General features: G+C 63.4%; 15 protein-coding genes. 5 read left to right on the forward strand and 10 right to left on the reverse strand.

Annotated features, from left to right (window positions below; genetic code table 11):
- Positions 1-156 precede the first annotated feature (156 nt).
- Positions 157-432, forward strand: coding sequence for a hypothetical protein (locus QMO80_RS07775; RefSeq protein ID WP_283199558.1), 276 nt, complete (start codon positions 157-159; stop codon positions 430-432).
- Between the two features lie 32 nt (positions 433-464).
- Here the strand turns inward: QMO80_RS07775 and ppdK are convergent, their stop codons facing one another.
- From ppdK to QMO80_RS07820, 9 genes are all read right to left on the reverse strand, one after another.
- Positions 465-3149 carry a pyruvate, phosphate dikinase gene (gene ppdK / locus QMO80_RS07780; protein WP_283199559.1) on the reverse strand — a complete coding sequence of 895 codons (2685 nt, stop codon included), beginning with the start codon at positions 3147-3149 and terminating at the stop codon, positions 465-467.
- A gap of 858 nt (positions 3150-4007) precedes the next feature.
- Complete coding sequence (locus tag QMO80_RS07785) at positions 4008-7469, reverse strand: chromosome segregation SMC family protein (RefSeq protein ID WP_283199560.1); 3462 nt, start codon at positions 7467-7469, stop codon at positions 4008-4010.
- Positions 7470-7574: 105 nt separating this feature from the next.
- Complete coding sequence (locus tag QMO80_RS07790) at positions 7575-8351, reverse strand: DsbA family protein (protein ID WP_183852393.1); 777 nt, start codon at positions 8349-8351, stop codon at positions 7575-7577.
- A gap of 149 nt (positions 8352-8500) precedes the next feature.
- On the reverse strand, positions 8501-8770 hold the full coding sequence (locus tag QMO80_RS07795) for a type II toxin-antitoxin system RelE/ParE family toxin (protein WP_085736488.1): 270 nt from the start codon (positions 8768-8770) through the stop codon (positions 8501-8503).
- Positions 8754-8978 (reverse strand): DUF6290 family protein, encoded by a 225-nt coding sequence (locus QMO80_RS07800; protein ID WP_283199561.1) that lies wholly within the window; start codon positions 8976-8978, stop codon positions 8754-8756. The genes QMO80_RS07795 and QMO80_RS07800 overlap by 17 nt, the downstream gene beginning before the upstream one ends.
- Positions 8979-9378: 400 nt before the next feature.
- On the reverse strand, positions 9379-10380 hold the full coding sequence (locus tag QMO80_RS07805; protein ID WP_283199562.1) for a substrate-binding domain-containing protein: 1002 nt from the start codon (positions 10378-10380) through the stop codon (positions 9379-9381).
- A gap of 26 nt (positions 10381-10406) precedes the next feature.
- Positions 10407-11342 carry an ABC transporter permease gene (locus QMO80_RS07810; RefSeq protein ID WP_283199563.1) on the reverse strand — a complete coding sequence of 312 codons (936 nt, stop codon included), beginning with the start codon at positions 11340-11342 and terminating at the stop codon, positions 10407-10409.
- Between the two features lie 13 nt (positions 11343-11355).
- Entirely contained in the window at positions 11356-12843 is a 1488-nt protein-coding gene (locus QMO80_RS07815) for a sugar ABC transporter ATP-binding protein (protein WP_283199564.1), read from the reverse strand.
- A 1-nt stretch (position 12844) separates the two neighbouring features.
- Positions 12845-13849 carry a LacI family DNA-binding transcriptional regulator gene (locus tag QMO80_RS07820; protein ID WP_283199565.1) on the reverse strand — a complete coding sequence of 335 codons (1005 nt, stop codon included), beginning with the start codon at positions 13847-13849 and terminating at the stop codon, positions 12845-12847.
- 237 nt (positions 13850-14086) lie between these two features.
- Here QMO80_RS07820 and QMO80_RS07825 point away from each other — a divergent pair, with 237 nt between their 5' ends.
- Positions 14087-14530 (forward strand): RbsD/FucU family protein, encoded by a 444-nt coding sequence (locus QMO80_RS07825; protein WP_283199566.1) that lies wholly within the window; start codon positions 14087-14089, stop codon positions 14528-14530.
- A 47-nt stretch (positions 14531-14577) separates the two neighbouring features.
- Here QMO80_RS07825 and QMO80_RS07830 read toward each other — a convergent pair whose 3' ends face one another.
- Positions 14578-15069: a DUF721 domain-containing protein gene (locus tag QMO80_RS07830; RefSeq protein WP_283199567.1), complete on the reverse strand. Its 492-nt coding sequence runs from the start codon at positions 15067-15069 to the stop codon at positions 14578-14580.
- Positions 15070-15177: 108 nt separating this feature from the next.
- On the opposite strand from QMO80_RS07830, the gene mutY reads away from it, so the two are divergent.
- Genes mutY through QMO80_RS07845 form a run of 3 tightly spaced genes read left to right on the forward strand, consistent with a single transcriptional unit; the run spans position 15178 to position 17254 of the window.
- Positions 15178-16266 (forward strand): A/G-specific adenine glycosylase, encoded by a 1089-nt coding sequence (gene mutY / locus QMO80_RS07835; RefSeq protein WP_283199568.1) that lies wholly within the window; start codon positions 15178-15180, stop codon positions 16264-16266.
- A 2-nt stretch (positions 16267-16268) separates the two neighbouring features.
- Positions 16269-16883, forward strand: a complete 615-nt coding sequence (locus QMO80_RS07840; RefSeq protein ID WP_283199569.1) for an HAD family phosphatase — start codon at positions 16269-16271, stop codon at positions 16881-16883.
- Positions 16884-16888: 5 nt separating this feature from the next.
- Positions 16889-17254 (forward strand): nuclear transport factor 2 family protein, encoded by a 366-nt coding sequence (locus QMO80_RS07845; protein WP_283199570.1) that lies wholly within the window; start codon positions 16889-16891, stop codon positions 17252-17254.
- Positions 17255-17335 lie beyond the last annotated feature (81 nt).

The following is a 17335-nucleotide window of genomic DNA, read 5'->3' on the forward strand; positions in this document are numbered from 1 at the left end:
TTCGCCCCGTTTACGGGGGTCCGAAGGACGGGTCGAGACCCGTGGCTCGACCCCGGTCGGTGCCGGCAGGCGGATGAGGGGCGAGCCTCGCCCATCTCCTCGCTTGACGCCCGCACCCGAATGGCATTTCCTCAGGGAAAAGCAAGGAATAGCCCGATGCGCATCCCTCTCCTCATCACCATAACCACCCTCGCCGCCGTCCTGTCCGCCTGCCAGACGATGACGCCGGAGGAGCGGCGGGCGGCGGATGAAGGGCGGTGTTTAAGCTATGGTTTCCGCCGCGGCACCGATGGTTTCGCCACCTGCCTGCAGCGCATCGATCTCGACCGGCGGGCCGAATCGCGGGCGCAGAGTGCGGAGATGATGCAGAGCATGGCCTGGGATCTGAACGGGCCCTATATCTACCGCGATCGCTGGCACCATCATCATTGAGGCCCGGCGCCCGAAGGGCTGCCGCGAGCTGACTACTTCCCCCGGAGGTCTTTCAGATCGGCTGATATGACCGCCTGCGCCGCCGCCAATCTGGCGATCGGCACGCGGAACGGCGAGCAGGAGACATAATCCAGCCCGATCGTTTCGCAGAAGCGGATCGAGGCCGGGTCGCCGCCATGTTCGCCGCAGATGCCGAGCTTCATGTCGTTGCGGGTGCGCCTTCCGCGTTCGGCGGCGATGCTGATCAGTTCGCCGACCCCGTCGAAATCGAGCGAGATGAAGGGATCGTGCTCGATGATGCCCTTGCGCTGATAGGTGGGGATGAAGGCCGAGGCGTCGTCGCGCGAGATGCCGAAGGTGGTCTGTGTCAGGTCGTTGGTGCCGAAGGAGAAGAATTCGGCGGCTTCGGCGATCACATGGGCGCGAAGGGCCGCGCGCGGCAGCTCGATCATCGTGCCGACGAGATAATCGATCTTCATGCCGGCCTCGTTCATGACATTGCCGGCGACCTCGTCGATGCGCGCCTTGACGTAATCGAGCTCGGAGCGCAGGCCGACCAGCGGCACCATGATCTCAGGCACGACGGCCGCCCCAGTCTCCTTGGCTGCGGCAACCGCCGCCTCGAAGATGGCGCGGGCCTGCATCTCGACGATCTCAGGATAGGAGATCGCCAGCCGACAGCCGCGATGGCCGAGCATCGGATTGAACTCGTGCAGCGCATCGACGCGCTGGCGCAAGGCCTGCGCCTCCATGCCCATGGCGAAGGCGACTTCGGCCACCTCGTCATCGGTCTTCGGCAGGAATTCATGCAGCGGCGGATCGAGCAGGCGGATCGTCACCGGCAGGCCGTGCATGACGGTGAAGAGGCCGGTGAAATCCAAGCGCTGCATCGGCAAAAGCTTGTCGAGCGCCAGCCGCCTGCCCTTCTCGTTTTCGGCCAGGATCATCTCGCGCATCACATGGATGCGCTCGCCCTCGAAAAACATATGCTCGGTGCGGCAAAGGCCGATGCCCTCGGCGCCGAAGGAGCGGGCGGCGCGCGCATCGGCCGGCGTATCGGCATTGGTGCGCACCGTCATGCGGCGGGCGCGATCGGCCCAGCCCATGATGCGGCCGAAATCGCCCGAAAGCTCCGGCTGGATCATCGGCACCTCGCCCTTCAGCACCTGGCCGGCGGAGCCGTCGATGGTGATAATATCGCCCTTCTTCAGGGTGACGCCGATGCCGAGCAGCCGCTCGTTGCGTTGGTCGATGCGCATGGTGCCGGCGCCGACGACGCAGGGGATGCCCATGCCGCGGGCAACGACCGCCGCATGGCTGGTCATGCCGCCGCGCGTCGTCAGGATACCTTCGGCGGCATGCATGCCGTGAATATCCTCCGGGCTGGTCTCGACCCTGAGAAGAATGACCTTGCGGCCTTCGGATTCCGCCTCGACGGCCTCTTCGGCGGTGAAGACGATGGCGCCGGTCGCCGCCCCCGGCGAAGCCGGCAGCCCGGTGCCGATCACCTGGCGGGTGACGCGCGGATCGATCGTCGGGTGCAGCAGCTGATCGAGGCTGGAGGGTTCGATGCGCAGCACCGCCTGTTCCTCGGTAATCACTTTCTCATCGACCATATCGACGGCGATCTTCATCGCCGCCCGGGTCGAGCGCTTGCCGGCGCGGGTCTGCAGCATCCACAGCTTGCCGCGCTCGATGGTGAATTCGATATCCTGCATGTCGCGGTAGTGGATCTCGAGCTCGCTGCAGATGCGGCAAAGCTCGCGAAACGCCTCCGGCATCAGCTTTTCCATCGAGGGTTTTTCCGAGCCGGAGGAAATCCGCCCCTCCTCGGTGATGCTCTGCGGCGTGCGGATGCCGGCAACGACATCCTCGCCTTGCGCATTGACGAGGAATTCGCCGTAAAGCGCCTTTTCGCCAGTCGAGGGATTGCGGGTGAAGGCGACGCCGGTGGCCGAGGCATTGCCGAGATTGCCGAAGACCATCGCCTGGATGTTGACCGCCGTGCCCCAGGCTCCCGGAATATTGTGCAGCTGGCGATAGGTGACGGCGCGCGCGCTCATCCAGCTGGAGAAGACCGCGCCGACCGCGCCCCAGAGCTGAACCTCGGGATCCTGCGGGAATTCCTGCTCCAGCTCCTCCTCGATCAGCCTTTTATAGAGGAAAACGATGTGCTGCCATTCGGTGGCGCTGAGCTCGGTATCGGTTTCATGGCCGAGCTTGGCCTTCTCGTCTTCCAATATCTCCTCGAAGGCATCGTTGCCGAGGCCCATGACGACATCGGCATACATCTGGATGAAGCGGCGGTAGCTGTCCCAGGCAAAACGCGCGTCGCCGGCATCGTGGCCGAGCGCCTGCACCGTCTCGTCGTTGAGGCCGAGATTGAGCACGGTGTCCATCATCCCCGGCATGGAAACACGGGAGCCGGAGCGCACCGAGAGCAGCAGCGGCTGGCTGCCGGCGCCGAAGCGGCGGCCGGTGATCGCCTCTATGCCTGCAATGCCGGCACGCACCTCGGCCTTCACACAGTCCTCGATATGGCGGCCGTTCTTGTAATAGGTGTTGCAGGCATCGCCGATGATCGTCAGCCCCGGCGGAACGGGCAGTCCCAGCGCGCACATCTCCGCCAGATTGGCGCCCTTGCCGCCCAGAATCTCGTGATCGCGCGCCCGGCCCTCAGCCTGCCCGTCGCCGAACGTATAGACCCACTTGGTCATCTTCCCCCCAACACCAAACCGGGATTAGCTTAATCCGTTGGTGTTGAAATGAAAATCGACAAATGCGGCGGAATGTTGCGTTGCACAATAAATCTTCGGCCGGGCAGCGATCGAAACGATTGAAACATCGCCCCGCACGAAGACGGCATAAAAAAAGCTTTGCGGGACTGCAACATGTCCCGCAAAGCCTTGTTTCCGTCCGGCCAGGAAAACCGGACGGGGGGTCCCTCAACCCAGGGCACTTTCCTCAAGTAATGGAATGCCCTATCGCTTGGTCTTCACGCAATTCCTGCGAAAGCCGCTTTGCGCGCTTCCTGGAACTGCCCCCGATTTTCCGGCTCTTGCCCTCTGCCCGGAAAACCGCCTGCAAATCCGACAATACGCACATATGACCGCCCACGTTTCCGCAGAGGCATCAGGTTGCGTTGAAACAACTTCTAATGCAAGTCATCGCAAAGAGCATCACCCAAATGGGGTAAAGGCCGCAAAGAAGCCGACCTTTTTTGGTGCTTACGACAATTCCGACGAAAGTGCGGGCCTTTTCAGCAGGTTTCGGCCGTCGGCCTGACCATTTTGGCCCATCACCCGCAGTTCCGCCAGGCGCAAATTATCACGCCTTATGGCGAGGTGTTACGCAATATGACCGCGCGCCTCCCGCCAACCGCTCTCATGCGTGGTTCCGCCCCCTGCTGCGATGGAGACAAAGGTGGATCCTCGGGTCGAGCCCGAGGAGGACGGAGGGTGGGTGACCTCTGCAGCAGAACAGCAAGGGATCGCCGGATAGGAATGGGGTGGCGCCTCCCGCCTGTCCGCGCCCTGGCTGTTCGCGCCTCCTGCCGGCACGACCTCACGCAACCCTCAGGCAATCTCGCGCAGGCGTTCGGCCGTCTGCAGGTCGACGGAGACCAGGGTGGAGACGCCCTGTTCGGCCATGGTGACGCCGAAGAGGCGGTTCATGCGGGCCATGGTGATCGGGTTGTGGGTGATGATGACGAAGCGGGTTTCGGTGGAGGCCGCCATTTCGTCCATCAGGTTGCAGTAGCGCTCGACATTGTGGTCGTCGAGCGGCGCGTCGACTTCGTCGAGCACGCAGATCGGCGCCGGATTGGTGAGGAAGACGGCGAAGATCAGCGCCATCGCCGTCAGCGCCTGCTCGCCGCCGGAGAGCAGCGTCATGGTCTGCGGCTTCTTGCCGGGCGGGCGCGCCAGGATTTCGAGGCCGGCTTCCAGCGGATCGTCGGATTCGATCAGCTGCAGCTCGGCGGTGCCGCCGCCGAAGAGATGGGTGAACAGCCGCTGGAACTGGGCGTTGACGACGTCGAAAGCGGCGATCAGCCGCTCGCGACCCTCGCGGTTCAGGCTCTGGATGGCGCCGCGCAGCTTGCGGATCGCATCGATGACGTCGTCGCGCTCCTTGATCAGCGCTTCGAGCTTCTCGCTCAGCTCCTTCTGTTCCTCGTCGGCGCGCAGGTTGACGGCGCCGAGCCGCTCGCGCTCGATCCGCAGGCGCTCGAGCTCGCGCTCGACCTCGCGCGGATCGGGAAGCGCCTGCATGGCCGGGCGCCCGGTCAGCTGCAGCGCCTCGTGCGGGGCGACGTTCAAAACTTCGCGGATGCGGCTTTCGCTTTCCTGGCGCTTCTCGCGGGCGGAGACCAGGCGCTCCTCGGCGCGGCCGCGGCGTTCGCGGCATTCGGCAAGTTCCGACAGTGCGGTGGCCGCCTGGTGGTCGGCCTCGCGCTGGATGCGTTCGGCCTCGGCCAGCAGATCGCCGGCATTGCGGCGCGCCTCTTCCGCCTTCTGCAATTCGCTGAGCAGAGCCCGGCGCTTGTCGTCGAATTCATCCGGCGCCATTTCGAGTTCGGCCGCCTCTTCGCGCGCCTCTTCCTCGCGCTCGCGCAGCGTTGCGACCTGATCCTCGCCGCTTAGCGCCCGCTGCCGCCAGGTCTCGCGCTCCTGGCCGATCGCCATGATGCGGCGTTGGCGGGCCTCGTTTTCCCTCGCCAGGCTTTCATGGCGGGCACGGCTTTCGGCGAGCGCGCCGCGATCGGTCGCCACCTCCGCCTGCTGGAAGCGCAGCCGCTCGTCGATCGCGGTCAGATCGGGCGCGTCCTCCAGCTCGATGCGGGCATTCTCTTCCTGGATGCCGATCTCTTCCAGCTGTGCGCCGAGCTGGCTGGCCGCCTCGCTGACGACATCGCGGCGGCGGATCAGGTCGCCGGAGGCGCGCTCGGCCGCAACGAGCGCTTCGCGCGCTTCAGTGAGATGACGGGCCGAAAGACGGCTCATGTCGCGGGCCTCGGCAAGCCGGCGCTCCTCGCCGCGGATCGCATCAGTGGCGGCCGCCTGCCGCTCCTCGGCTTCGGCAAGCACGTCGCGGGCAAGGGCAGCCTCGCCTTCGAGTTCGGTGAGCCGGTTCTTCTGGGCAAGGCGAAGGGCTGCGGCGCTCGGCGCGTCGGCGCCCGTCACATGGCCGTCCCAGCGATAGACGGCGCCCGCTTTCGTCACCAGCCGCTGGCCGGGCTGCAGCGCCGCCATCAGGCGCTCTGCGTCGCCATCGGCGACCAGGCCGATCTGGCGCAGACGACGCGTCAGCGCTGCCGGTGCGTTGATATGGGCAAGCAGCGGTGTGGCGCCTGCGGGAAGCGCTGGATCGCCGGCGCCATCGCCATTCTCCGACCAATGGGCCGGCGCCTCGGCATCGAGCGGTGATTCCAGATCGTCGCCGAGGGCGGCACCGAGTGCAGTTTCGAAGCCGCGATCGACCTTCAGCTCCTCGGCAACGGGAGAGAATTTCCCGGCCGCAGCGCCGGCGGCGAGCATGCGCGAGATGGTGCGGGCCTCGGTTTCCAGCGCATTCAGGCTCGAGCGAGCCTGATCGACCGGGGCGCGCGACAGCGCCTCGGTCTGGCGGGCAGCGGCCAGCGCCTGTTCGACCAGCTGAACGGCGGCTTCCGCGTCGGCGACGGCGATCTCACCGGCCTCGACGATGGCGCGTTTTTCATCCGGGTTTGGCAGGCCGGCGATCTTTTCGCCGATGGCGGCAAGCTCCTGGTTCGCCTCGTTCATCTGCCGTTCGAGGCGCATGCGGCGGTCGGCGAGATCGCGGATGGCGCGCTCCAGCTGGTTACGGCCGGCAGCGGCTTCGGCGCGCTCGGCCGTCAGCTGGGTAAAAATGCGCTCGCTGTCGGCAAGTTTCGCCGCCGCTTCCTCGAAGGCCTCGCGGGTCTCCTCGGCATAACGGCCGGAATCGGCGAGCACTTCTGATATCTCGGCCTCTTCGGCATCGAGCCTTGCCAGGATGACGGCATTGTCGGCGACCAGCCGCTCCTCGCGGCGGATATCCTCGCCAAGCTGGGCGAGGCGGCGAGTCAGCTCGTCGCGGCGGCGCAGGATGCGGCCGGCATCCTCCTCCAGCTGGCTGCGGGCGATCTGCAGCCGCTGCAGGGCGGCGGCCGCACGCGCCTCGCCCTCGCGCAGTTCCGGCAGCTTCAGGCTGGCGATGCCCTGGTTCTTCGCCGCCTCCATCTGCATCTGCGCCTTTTCGGCAACGACTGATGTCGCCTGGTTCAGCGCGCTGTCGGCCTCGGCTTCCGCCTCCTTGGCCTGCACCCAGCGGATATGCAGCAGCATCGCCTCTCGCGCGCGGATATCGGCCGACAGCGTCTTGAAGCGGTTGGCCTGACGGGCCTGGCGCTTCAGGCTCTCGATCTGGCTTTCGAGCTGCGAGGTGACGTCGTCGAGACGTTCGAGATTGGTTTCGGCGGCGCGCAGCCGCAGTTCGGCCTCGTGGCGACGGGAATGCAGGCCGGAAATGCCGGCCGCCTCTTCGAGCAGCTGGCGGCGGGCCTGCGGCTTGGCCTGGATCAGCTCGCCGATACGGCCCTGCCCGACCATCGAGGGCGAACGGGCGCCGGTGGAGGCGTCGGCAAACAGCAGCTGCACATCCTTGGCGCGGCTTTCCTTGCCGTTGATGCGATAGAGCGAACCCTGTTCACGCTCGATGCGGCGGGTGACCTGAATCTCGTCGGCATCGTTGAATGCGGCGGGCGCGGTGCGCGTCGCATTGTCGAGATAGAGCGCTACCTCGGCGGTGTTGCGGGCCGGGCGATTGCCGGATCCGGAGAAGATCACGTCGTCCATGCCGGAGGCGCGCATGTTCTTGTAGGAATTCTCGCCCATCACCCAGCGCAGCGCCTCGACGAGGTTCGACTTGCCGCAGCCGTTCGGGCCGACGACGCCGGTCAGCCCCCGCTCGATGATGAATTCCGTCGGCTCGACGAAGGATTTGAAGCCGACCAGGCGCAGCTTGTTGAACTTCATGCGTAGACATCCACGGCAGGAAGCCCCCTCAGCCGCAAGCTGCGCTGAAAACGAAAAACGAGCGCACGGCTTTCGCCGTCGCCCGTCGTTTCGAAACGATCCGGTTCAGATGAGGCTGTCGATGAGCGCCGACAAGGTTTCAACCGGCATGTCTCCAGAGTAGCGCTTGCCATTGATGAGGAACGTCGGCGTGGCGTTGACGCCGAAATCCTTGGAACCTCTTTCCCGCGTGGCGTTCACTTCATCCAGAAGCTTCTGGTTCGTCAAGCATTTCGTGAAGCTATCCTCAGTAAATCCGGCGAGCTTCGACATCTGCAGCAGTGCGGCGCGGCCGTCATCGGCGGCGGCCCAGACCTGCTGCTGCTTGAACAGCATCGAGACCATCGGGAAATACTGTTCCGGCGTGCTCAGCTGCTCGGGATTGGAAGCGCTGCAGCGGGCGAGCATGAAGGCGGCGGCGGCGCGCGGATCGAAGGGGAATTCGCGGATGATGAACTGCACCTTGCCGGCGTCGACATATTTCTGCTTGATCGCGTCGAAGGTGGTGTTGTGGAAATGGGCGCAATGCGGGCAGGTCATCGACATATATTCGACGATCTTGACCGGGGCGTCGGCCTTGCCCAGCGCCATCTCCGGCAGCGCGCCGGGCTTCAGCACCTCGGCCATATCGACATCGCCGTCGGATTGCGGCATTTCGGTCGCCGATGTCGCCGCCGTCTGGATGGTATCGACATTGGTGCCGTCGGCCATGGTCTTGCCTGAGGACGAAGCATCGGCAGCGTCCTTGCTGTCGTTGCAGGCGGCAAGCGCTGCGGCAGCTGCGGCGATGGCGATCCCACCCAGGAGGCGGCGTTTCGTCAGTTGCATTTCGGACATCTGCATGGGTTCCCCATAGGTATGAGAGTGACGGCGTGACTGTGCGATATAACGGCTGACGGCCACTCACAAGCCACGCTTGGCCAACTTCCTTCAAAGAATTGTGACCGCGATGGGACAGCCGGATAAAATTGCGACCGGTCGACTTGCGGATTTCACCGGTAGACGTCGCGGCGGTTTCCGATACGCACGACGAGGATACGAACGGCTCCGTCATCGATGCTTGCGATCACTCGATAGTCGCCAACGCGATATTTCCAGAAATCCCCGAGTTCAGACCCTTTAAGCGCCTCTCCAATGGATCGTGGGTCGTCCAGCCTTGCGACGCGATCGTTGAGAAATCGGAGTATTCGGCGAGCCGCCTCATGTCCGAGTTTCTCAAGCTCGCGCTCGGCTGCTCTTTGAAACTCAATTCTCCACGCCATAACGCGTCATCAGCTCGGCCAGCGAAACGGTATCACCCTCACCTCGCCGAAGTTCTTCAAGACGCTTTTCGGCGAGATAGACATCCTCGAGGTCATCGAGATGTTCGAGAATGGCCTGACGGGCATAGAAGCTCTTGCTGCGGCCCGTGCGCTTGGAAAGCTCGTCGAGCCGGGCTTCGATTTCAGGCGGCAACCGCAAAGCCAACATGTTCTTTCTCCTGTCTGCTATACAAATATAGCACTTGAAGCATTCGGTCACCAGTAGCCTCGCGGATATGCATGCGTGTTTCCGGGACGCTCTGAGTGAGCAGAGTGCTTGTGCATGGATGCTCGGGTCAAGCCCGAGCACGACGGAGGGCGGGGTCGCTTCTGCGAACCCAGCGACGGTGCAGAGATAGGCGCTATTGGCGCGCCTCCAGCATGAGGCGCTCCCTAATCTCCGTCATCCCAGGCCTTGAGCCTGGGATCCATGGCCCCACTGATGGTTGCCGCATGGATCGGGAGAATCAGGGAATTCTTTGGTGGACGATGGCGAGCCGAAGAAGGTGTTGATGCGCTGAAAAGGTCCGGCGCGTCTGTTGCCGCGCCGGACCTCGAAGTCTACCGGATCACTTGCATTCGGGGTCGTCGCCGAAGCCCTTGCAGAAGAACTCGGCGGCATTGTCCTTGGTAATCATCTTCGACGCGATCTCGATTTCCATCGAGCCGTCGTCTTTCTTCGTCAGGGTTCCGAGCTTCTCCAGCGCGGCCGTGTCGTTGGTGGCAAGCGCGTGGGCAGCAATGACGCCTTCCGGCGCGACCGTGGAATAGGTGAAGGTCGCGGTCAGGTCGCCCTTGGCAACGGCCCGGATGGCGGCATTCTCGCCGTCGATGCCGATGATGAGGATGCCTTCCTTGTCGCGGCCGGCCGCCTGGATCGCCCGCAGCGCACCGAACGCCATGTTGTCGTTATGGGCGTAGACCGCCTGGATCTGCCCGGCCGGGAAACGCTGGAGCGTGTCTTCCATGAACTTCAGCGCCTTTTCCTGGTCCCAATCGGCGTGGGTTTCGGCGATCACCTTGATATCGGTGCCGGCGATGGCTTCGGCAAAACCTTCATGGCGCTCGACCGCGGGAGCGACGGCCGGGTCGCCCTTGATCTCGACGACATTGCCCTTGCCTTTCAGCGCTTCGGCTATGTACTTGCCGGCAAGCGTGCCGATGGGTTTGTTGTGCGGGCCGACATGCAGGGTGACCGGAATATCGAGGCTGCGCTCAAGCGTGATCACCGGAATGCCGGCGGCCAGCACCTGCTTGACGGTCGGAGCGATGGCGGCGCCATCCTGAGCCGAGATCATCAGAACCTTCATGCCTTGCACCATCAGGCTTTCGACATCCGAAATCTGCTTTGCGGACTTGCCTTCCGCGTTGGTGACGATCAGATCGACATCCTTGAAGTGCTCCGCGGCATAGGCCTGGTTGCGTTTGGTCATCGTGTTGCGATGGGCCGAGTTCGAACTCGCCTGCGAGAAGCCGATGACGATCTTGTCGGCGCTGAAGGCAGGGGCGGCCGTCAGGACGGTGGCGAGCCCGGCGGAGATGATGAGCATGCGTCTGGTGATGTTAAGCATTTCAAGTCCTCCCTTTGGTGAACACGCTACCTGCGTGCTTTTCTTCCGGCTTCGAGCAGCACGGCAAGAACGATGATCGCGCCCTTCACCACCTGTTGTGAGAATGGTGAAACGCCTGCGAGATTGAGAATGTTTGCGATGATGGCCAGCACCATGGCGCCCCCCATCGTGCCGAGAACCGTGCCTTCGCCGCCGAACAGCGACGTGCCGCCGATCACCGCGATCGTAATGGCTTCCAGTTCGAGGCCGAGGCCGGAATTCGGGTCGCCGACGGAAAGGCGGGACAGGAAAATCAGGCCGGAAAGCGCTGCCAGCACACCGCAGATGATGTAGACGCTGAAGATGACGAGCGGCACATTGATGCCGGACAGCCTCGCTGCCTCCTCATTGCTGCCGACCGCATAGATGGCGCGGCCGAACGGGGTGAAGCTGAGCACGACGGCGGCGACGATACAGACGATCGCAAAGACGTAGATCGGTGTCGGCACGCCCAGCATGTAGCCCCCGCCGAGCACGAAGAAGCTGTCGGCGAGCTTGCCCGGATTGACGGTGCCCCCGTCGGCGATCATCAGCGCGAAACCGCGCACCATGACCATGCAGCCGAGCGTCATGATGAAGGCTGGAATGCGGAAAAAGGCAATGCCGAAGCCGTTGACGCAGCCGACAAGGGCGCCGATGGCGATGCAGATCAGCACCATCAGGGGGATGGGCATGCCCTGCTCCATCAACACCGCGCCGGTGACGCCGACCAGCGCGACGATCGAGCCGACCGACAGATCGATCCCTTTGGTCAGGATCACGAATGTCATGCCGATGCCGAGAATCCCATAGAGGGCGACTTGTCTGAGGACATTCAGGATATTGATAGGATTGAGAAAATGAGGAGAGATCAGCGAGGCGGCTATGATCAGTGCGATCAGTGCGCCGGCAAGTCCCGTTCCCCGCGGAAGTTTTTTCTTCATGATAGACCCCTCATCAATGTAGCGCCGCGAAGTGCATGACTTGTTCTTCGGTTGCCGTGCGCGCGTCGAGTTCGGCCGTTACCTCGCCCTCTCTCAAGACATAGAGCCGGTCGCACAGACCAAGGATTTCCGGTAGTTCGGAAGAAGCCATGACGATCGCCAGTCCGCGGGATTCCGCGAGTTCGACCAGCAGGTCGTAGATCTCGCGCTTGGCCCCGACATCGACCCCGCGTGTCGGCTCGTCGGCGAGCAGGATCTCGCATCCTGCGCTGACATGCCTCGCCAGCACGCATTTCTGCTGATTGCCGCCCGAAAGGTTCTGCGTCGCTGCTGCTGCGTTCGGCGTCCTGATCCGCAACCGCTCGATCAGACCGCTCACTATTTTGCGTTCCCGGCGAAGGGACAGGAGCCCGAAACGGACGATCTGCGCGAGGCTGGCCGACATGATGTTGAAGCCGACGCTCTGGATCAGAAAGAGGCCCTCTGTCTTGCGGTCTTCCGGCACGAGACCGAGCCCCTTGGTGATGCCGGCGCGCGGCGAACCGATGCTTGCCATCGCGCCGTTGATGCTGACCTCGCCGGCGCCACGCGGGTCAGCGCCGTAGATGGAGCGCAGCAGCTCGGTGCGGCCGGCGCCCGCCAGGCCGAAGAGACCGACGATCTCGCCCTTGCGCACATGGATGCTGACGTTCTTGAGCAGCGCCGGCGTCGAAATATTCTTGGCGGACAGGGCTTCCCCGCCAATCCGAGGTACACGCTTGGGAAAGACGTCGCCGACGTCCCGGCCCACCATGCTGCGAATGAGATCATCCGTCGTCAGGCCATTGGAGGGTCCGTTGTGAATGACCGTGCCGTCGCGCAGAACGGTGACGGTATCGCTCAGTTCGAAAACTTCGCGCAGGCGATGCGAGATATAGACGAAGGCAACACCGCTCTCGCGCGCCAGCTGCCGGACGACTCGGAACAGCTGATCGATCTCTGCCTGCGCCAACACCGCCGACGGTTCGTCGAGCACGATGATCTTCGCGTTGCGCGCCAGCGCCTTGGCAATCTCCACCATTTGCCGCTTGGCGACGGAAAGCGTGCCGATGCGAGCGGTCGGATCGACGTCGAAACCAAGCCGGTCAATAACCTCCGTGGTCCGGCGCTTTGCCTCGCCCCAGTCGATCAGGGCGCCCTTGCGTGGCAACCGCCCCATCAGAACGTTTTCGGCGACGGTCAGGTGCGGCGCCTGGGCCAGTTCCTGGTAAATGACCGCGACGCCGCGCGCGATCATCCCGGCCGGCGTCGGATCGAGGACCTCTTCGCCAAACAGCTCGATGCGCCCCTCGTCGGCCGAATAGGCGCCGGAGAGGATCTTCATCAGTGTCGATTTTCCGGCGCCGTTCTCTCCCACCAATGCCCTGATTTCCCCGGGCTGCAGAGAAAACGACACGCCCTTCAGAGCGCGCACACCAGGAAAGGATTTGGTGATCCCAGCAAGAGCCAGTGCCGACGTCATCTCAATGCCCTCCGCAGCCGCAGGAGCGGCGAATTACCAGTTTTGCCGGCAGGCGGACCTGTCGCACGCTTTCCGTCGTCGATTTGATCCGCCGGGACAGCATCTCCGCAGCCTGCATGCCGATCATCTCGCTCGGCTGCGCCATGACGGTCAGCCGCGGCTCGAAGCAGTCTGCCCAATCGAAATCGTCAAAGCCGATCAGCGCGAGATCCTCCGAGACGCGCAATCCAAGATCCCGCACCGCGTGCATGACGCCGATCGTGGCCAGATTGTTGCCCGAGGCGATCGCCGTCGGCCGGTCCGCCCGGCTCAGAATGTCGAATGCAGATTGTCGGGCATCCGCACTGTTGGCATTGCCTTCGCTCATCAGGCTGCGATCGATTTCGAGCCCGTGCTTGCGCATGGCGCCGACATAGCCACGCACGCGTTCGATGGTGGAACGCAGCCCGGGCTCGCCGGCGATGAGGCCGATGCGGCGGTGACCGTGGCCGACAAGGTGGTCGATCAGCGTTTCCATCGCCGCCTCATTGTCCAGGCAGACCCCGTCCGCATCCTCAACCGTCAGACGGTCGACGAGCACGAAGGGCATGCGAGAGGATTTGAGATAGTCGATGGCGCGGTTTTCCGGATCGCAGGACGGCGCCAGAATCACCCCGTCCACCCGTCGCTGGACGAGTTCGCGAACCACCCGCAGTTCGGTCTCCGGATCGTTCTGCGTGTCGCAAAGAAACACGAGCTGCCCGATGGCCGCGCAGGCTCGCTCGATAGAGGAGACGATATCGTTGAAATAGTAGTTGGTGCTGATCGAGATCGCGATACCCACGGCGTCGGTCGAGGATCGCACCAATGAGCGGGCCACCGCGTTCGGCACGAATCCGAGTCTCTCGATCGCCTCCCTGACGAGGGCGGCCGTCGCTTCGTTCACATGCCGGGTGCCGTTGACGACGTGCGAAACGGTAGAGACCGACACGCCCGCGGCGCGTGCGACGTCAGTGATTGTCGCCATGATTGCAGACCTCCCCAATACGCCCGACGCGCAGCTTCAGACTGCTGCCGCGTCAACGCCCAGAACAAAATCGAAAGATTGAACCGACCTCGAACAGGCCTCCCCAGCCTCGGCGGTCACCGACCTATCTCATCCTCCAATGAAATGGTGGAAACCGATATATGGCCATCGAAACGTTTGCGCAAGCGTTTTCTTCGTCGTTTTATGTGCTATACGGGTCCAGAGGGAGGACCGAACATGGCACTGAAAAACATTCCCGGGATTCTTTGCCCGGATCTTTTGTGGATATTGAGCGCGATGGGCCATGGCGACGAGATCGCCATCGTCGACAAGAATTTCTCGGCCTGCCGCGTGTCGAAAAAGACCGTCAGCGGCAAACTCGTGTCGATGAACGCGGCCAGCGCCACAGATGCCATAGAGGCGATCCTGGCGGTCATGCCGCTCGATCACTTCGTCGAACAGCCGCTCCTGCACATGGAGGATCCGGATCAGCCCGGCATCATGCTATCCGCTCACGCAGACGTGGAATTGCTCTGCTCAACGGCGGAAAAACGCAGCATCACGAGCAGGCCGATCGAGCGCTTCGCCTACTATCCGATGGCCGAATCCTGCTTTGCGGTGGTTCAGACAGGGGAAATACGGCCCTATGGCAATTTCATCTTGAAGAAGGGCGTCGTTTAGCGGCGGTGATGTTTTGCAGCGTGCCGTCTTCTCCGACGAGCAAGGGATTACCGCCCCCGCTTGCCCATCACCGCGGTCCCCAACCGCTGGATCGCCTGGCGCAGCTTGTCGCCCTCTATGCCTTCCATCATGCCTTCCAGCTTGCGGGCGGCTTCGCCTTTCAGCGGCGGCGGCGTGCGGGAGCGGCGGGCGGCTTGGGAGACCGGCTTCTGGACGATGCGGATCTGGTGGACGGCGGAAAAGCCGAAGAAGCTGTTGATGCGCTGGATGAGTTCGCCCTGGGCATGGGTGAGGAAAAGCGCGCGCGCGCCTTCGCAGGCGATCGTCAGCACGCCGGGGCGAAAGCTGCCGTCATCGCCGCCGCCGCGCGCCCAGGCGATCTTTTCCGGCCGGGTGCAATCGGCGAAATCCTCGCCGGCGATTTCGCTCCAGGAGCCGAGCAGCGCCGTATTGATGCCGGCGCGGCGCGCCAGGACGGGATCGATCAGCCCGTTCGCCAGCTCGGAAATCTGCTTTGCACCTTTGCGTGGAGAACTCATCGAAACCCTTGGACACCTCTGCCAATCGCACAGGCAATTCGCATCACCGGCTTGATCGCGCGGCATTGCTTCGCCAAGTATAGGCACTTCCCCCGATCCCGGCAAATCATGACGATCACCACACCCGACACGCCCTCCGCAAAGCCCCTGCTCGACTGGTACGACCGCCACCACCGCGACCTGCCCTGGCGCGTTTCGCCGGGCATGGCGGCGCGTGGCGTCAAGCCCGATCCCTATCACATCTGGCTGTCGGAGGTGATGCTGCAGCAGACGACGGTGCAGGCGGTCAAACCCTATTTCGCCAAGTTTCTGCAGCGCTGGCCCGAGGTGACCGATCTTGCCGCTGCCGAAAACGACGCTGTCATGGCGGCCTGGGCCGGGCTCGGCTATTACGCGCGGGCCCGCAACCTGAAGAAATGCGCCGAGGCGGTGGCGAAAGAGCATGGCGGCGTCTTTCCCGACACCGAAGAAGGCCTCAGATCCCTGCCCGGCATCGGCGACTATACGGCCGCCGCCGTCGCAGCCATCGCCTTTGACCGGCAAGCGGCTGTGATGGACGGCAATGTCGAGCGGGTGATCTCCAGGCTCTATGCGATCACGACGCCGCTGCCGGCTGCCAAACCGCTGATGAAGGAGAAGGTGGCGCTGCTGACGCCGGCGGCCCGGCCCGGCGATTTCGCCCAGGCGATGATGGATCTGGGTGCGACGATCTGCACGCCGAAGCGGCCGGCCTGTTCGCTCTGTCCGTTCCGCGGATCGTGTGAGGCGCTGAAGCTTTCCGATCCCGAGCTCTTTCCGGTCAAGGCGGCGAAGAAGGAGAAGCCGGTGCGCTACGGCGCGGCCTTCATCGCGGTGACCGGTGATGGCGAGATCCTGCTGCGGCGGCGCGCAGAAAGCGGCCTGCTCGGCGGCATGACCGAAGTGCCGACGACGGCGTGGACGGCGCGTATCGACGGCGAGACCTCGGCTGCGGCGGCACCCTTCGAGGCGGCCTGGCAGTCCGCTGGCACCGTCATCCATGTCTTCACCCATTTCGAGCTCCGGCTTTCGATCTGGCGCGCGGCGATCGCCGCGAAAATCGGCGCTGACGGATGGTGGGAGCCGGTTACAAATCTTGAAGCCCAGGCCTTGCCGACCGTCATGAAAAAAGCGATCGCAGCGGCTATTCCTCTCGCGTTCAAAACATCCAAGGGATGACCATGACCACCGGCATAAAACATATCGTTTTCGACATCGGCAAAGTCCTTATTCATTACGATCCGCATCTTCCCTTCAGCCGCCTCATCCCGGATGAGGCCGAGCGCAACTGGTTTTTCGCCAATATCTGCACCCATGACTGGAACATCGAGCAGGACCGCGGCCGCACATGGGCGGAGGCCGAAGCGCTGCTGATCGAACAGCACCCGGCGCGTGAGGAACAGATCCGCGCCTTCCGCAAATATTGGCATGAGATGGTGCCGCACGCCTATGAGGATAGCGTCGCGATCATGGAAGGTCTGATCGCCGAGGGCCGCGACGTGACGATGCTGACCAACTTCGCCTCCGACACCTTCCGCGAGGCGCAGGCGCGCTTCCCCTTCCTCACCCTACCGCGCGGCGTCACAGTTTCCGGCGATGTCGGACTGATCAAGCCGGATATCGCCATCTACGAGACGCACACGAAAAGTTTCGGCCTTGATCCCAAGGCGACGATCTTCATCGACGACGCGCCGGTCAATGTCGAAGGCGCCAAGGCCTATGGCTGGAATGCGGTGCTGTTTTCGGGCGCGGATAAGCTGCGCAGCGATCTTGCCGGTTACGGATTGAAGGTCTGAGACCCATGGCATTCGACCCCGCAGAAGAAATCGAACGTTTTCACGCCGCCATCAACGCCCTCGATTTTCCCGCGATCGAGAGCTATTTCGCCCAGAATGCCACCTATGTCTCGAACGGCGTCGGCAGTCTTGCCGGACGGACTGAGATCATGGCTGCCTTCCGGCGTTACTTCGACGACTATCCCGACCAGACGGCGGAAAATTCACTGGTGGAAACGTTGACGCCGCTCTCCGGCCGCGCGGTCTGGTCGCTTCGCGCCACCCACAGCCAGACCGGCAAGCCGCTGGTCCGCGAAGGCGAGGAGACGATCAGCTTCAACGAAGAAGGCCGCATCACGCGGGTCGAGGTCACCGATTACAAGAATTTCTGAAGCAGCACCTCAGAAATAGAGGACGCCCGGGATTCGACCCCGGGCGTCTTGGTCTTCTTCCGCAACTGGAGGAAACCGGAA

It is taken from the genome of Rhizobium sp. BT03, from assembly GCF_030053155.1.
GTDB lineage: Bacteria > Pseudomonadota > Alphaproteobacteria > Rhizobiales > Rhizobiaceae > Rhizobium.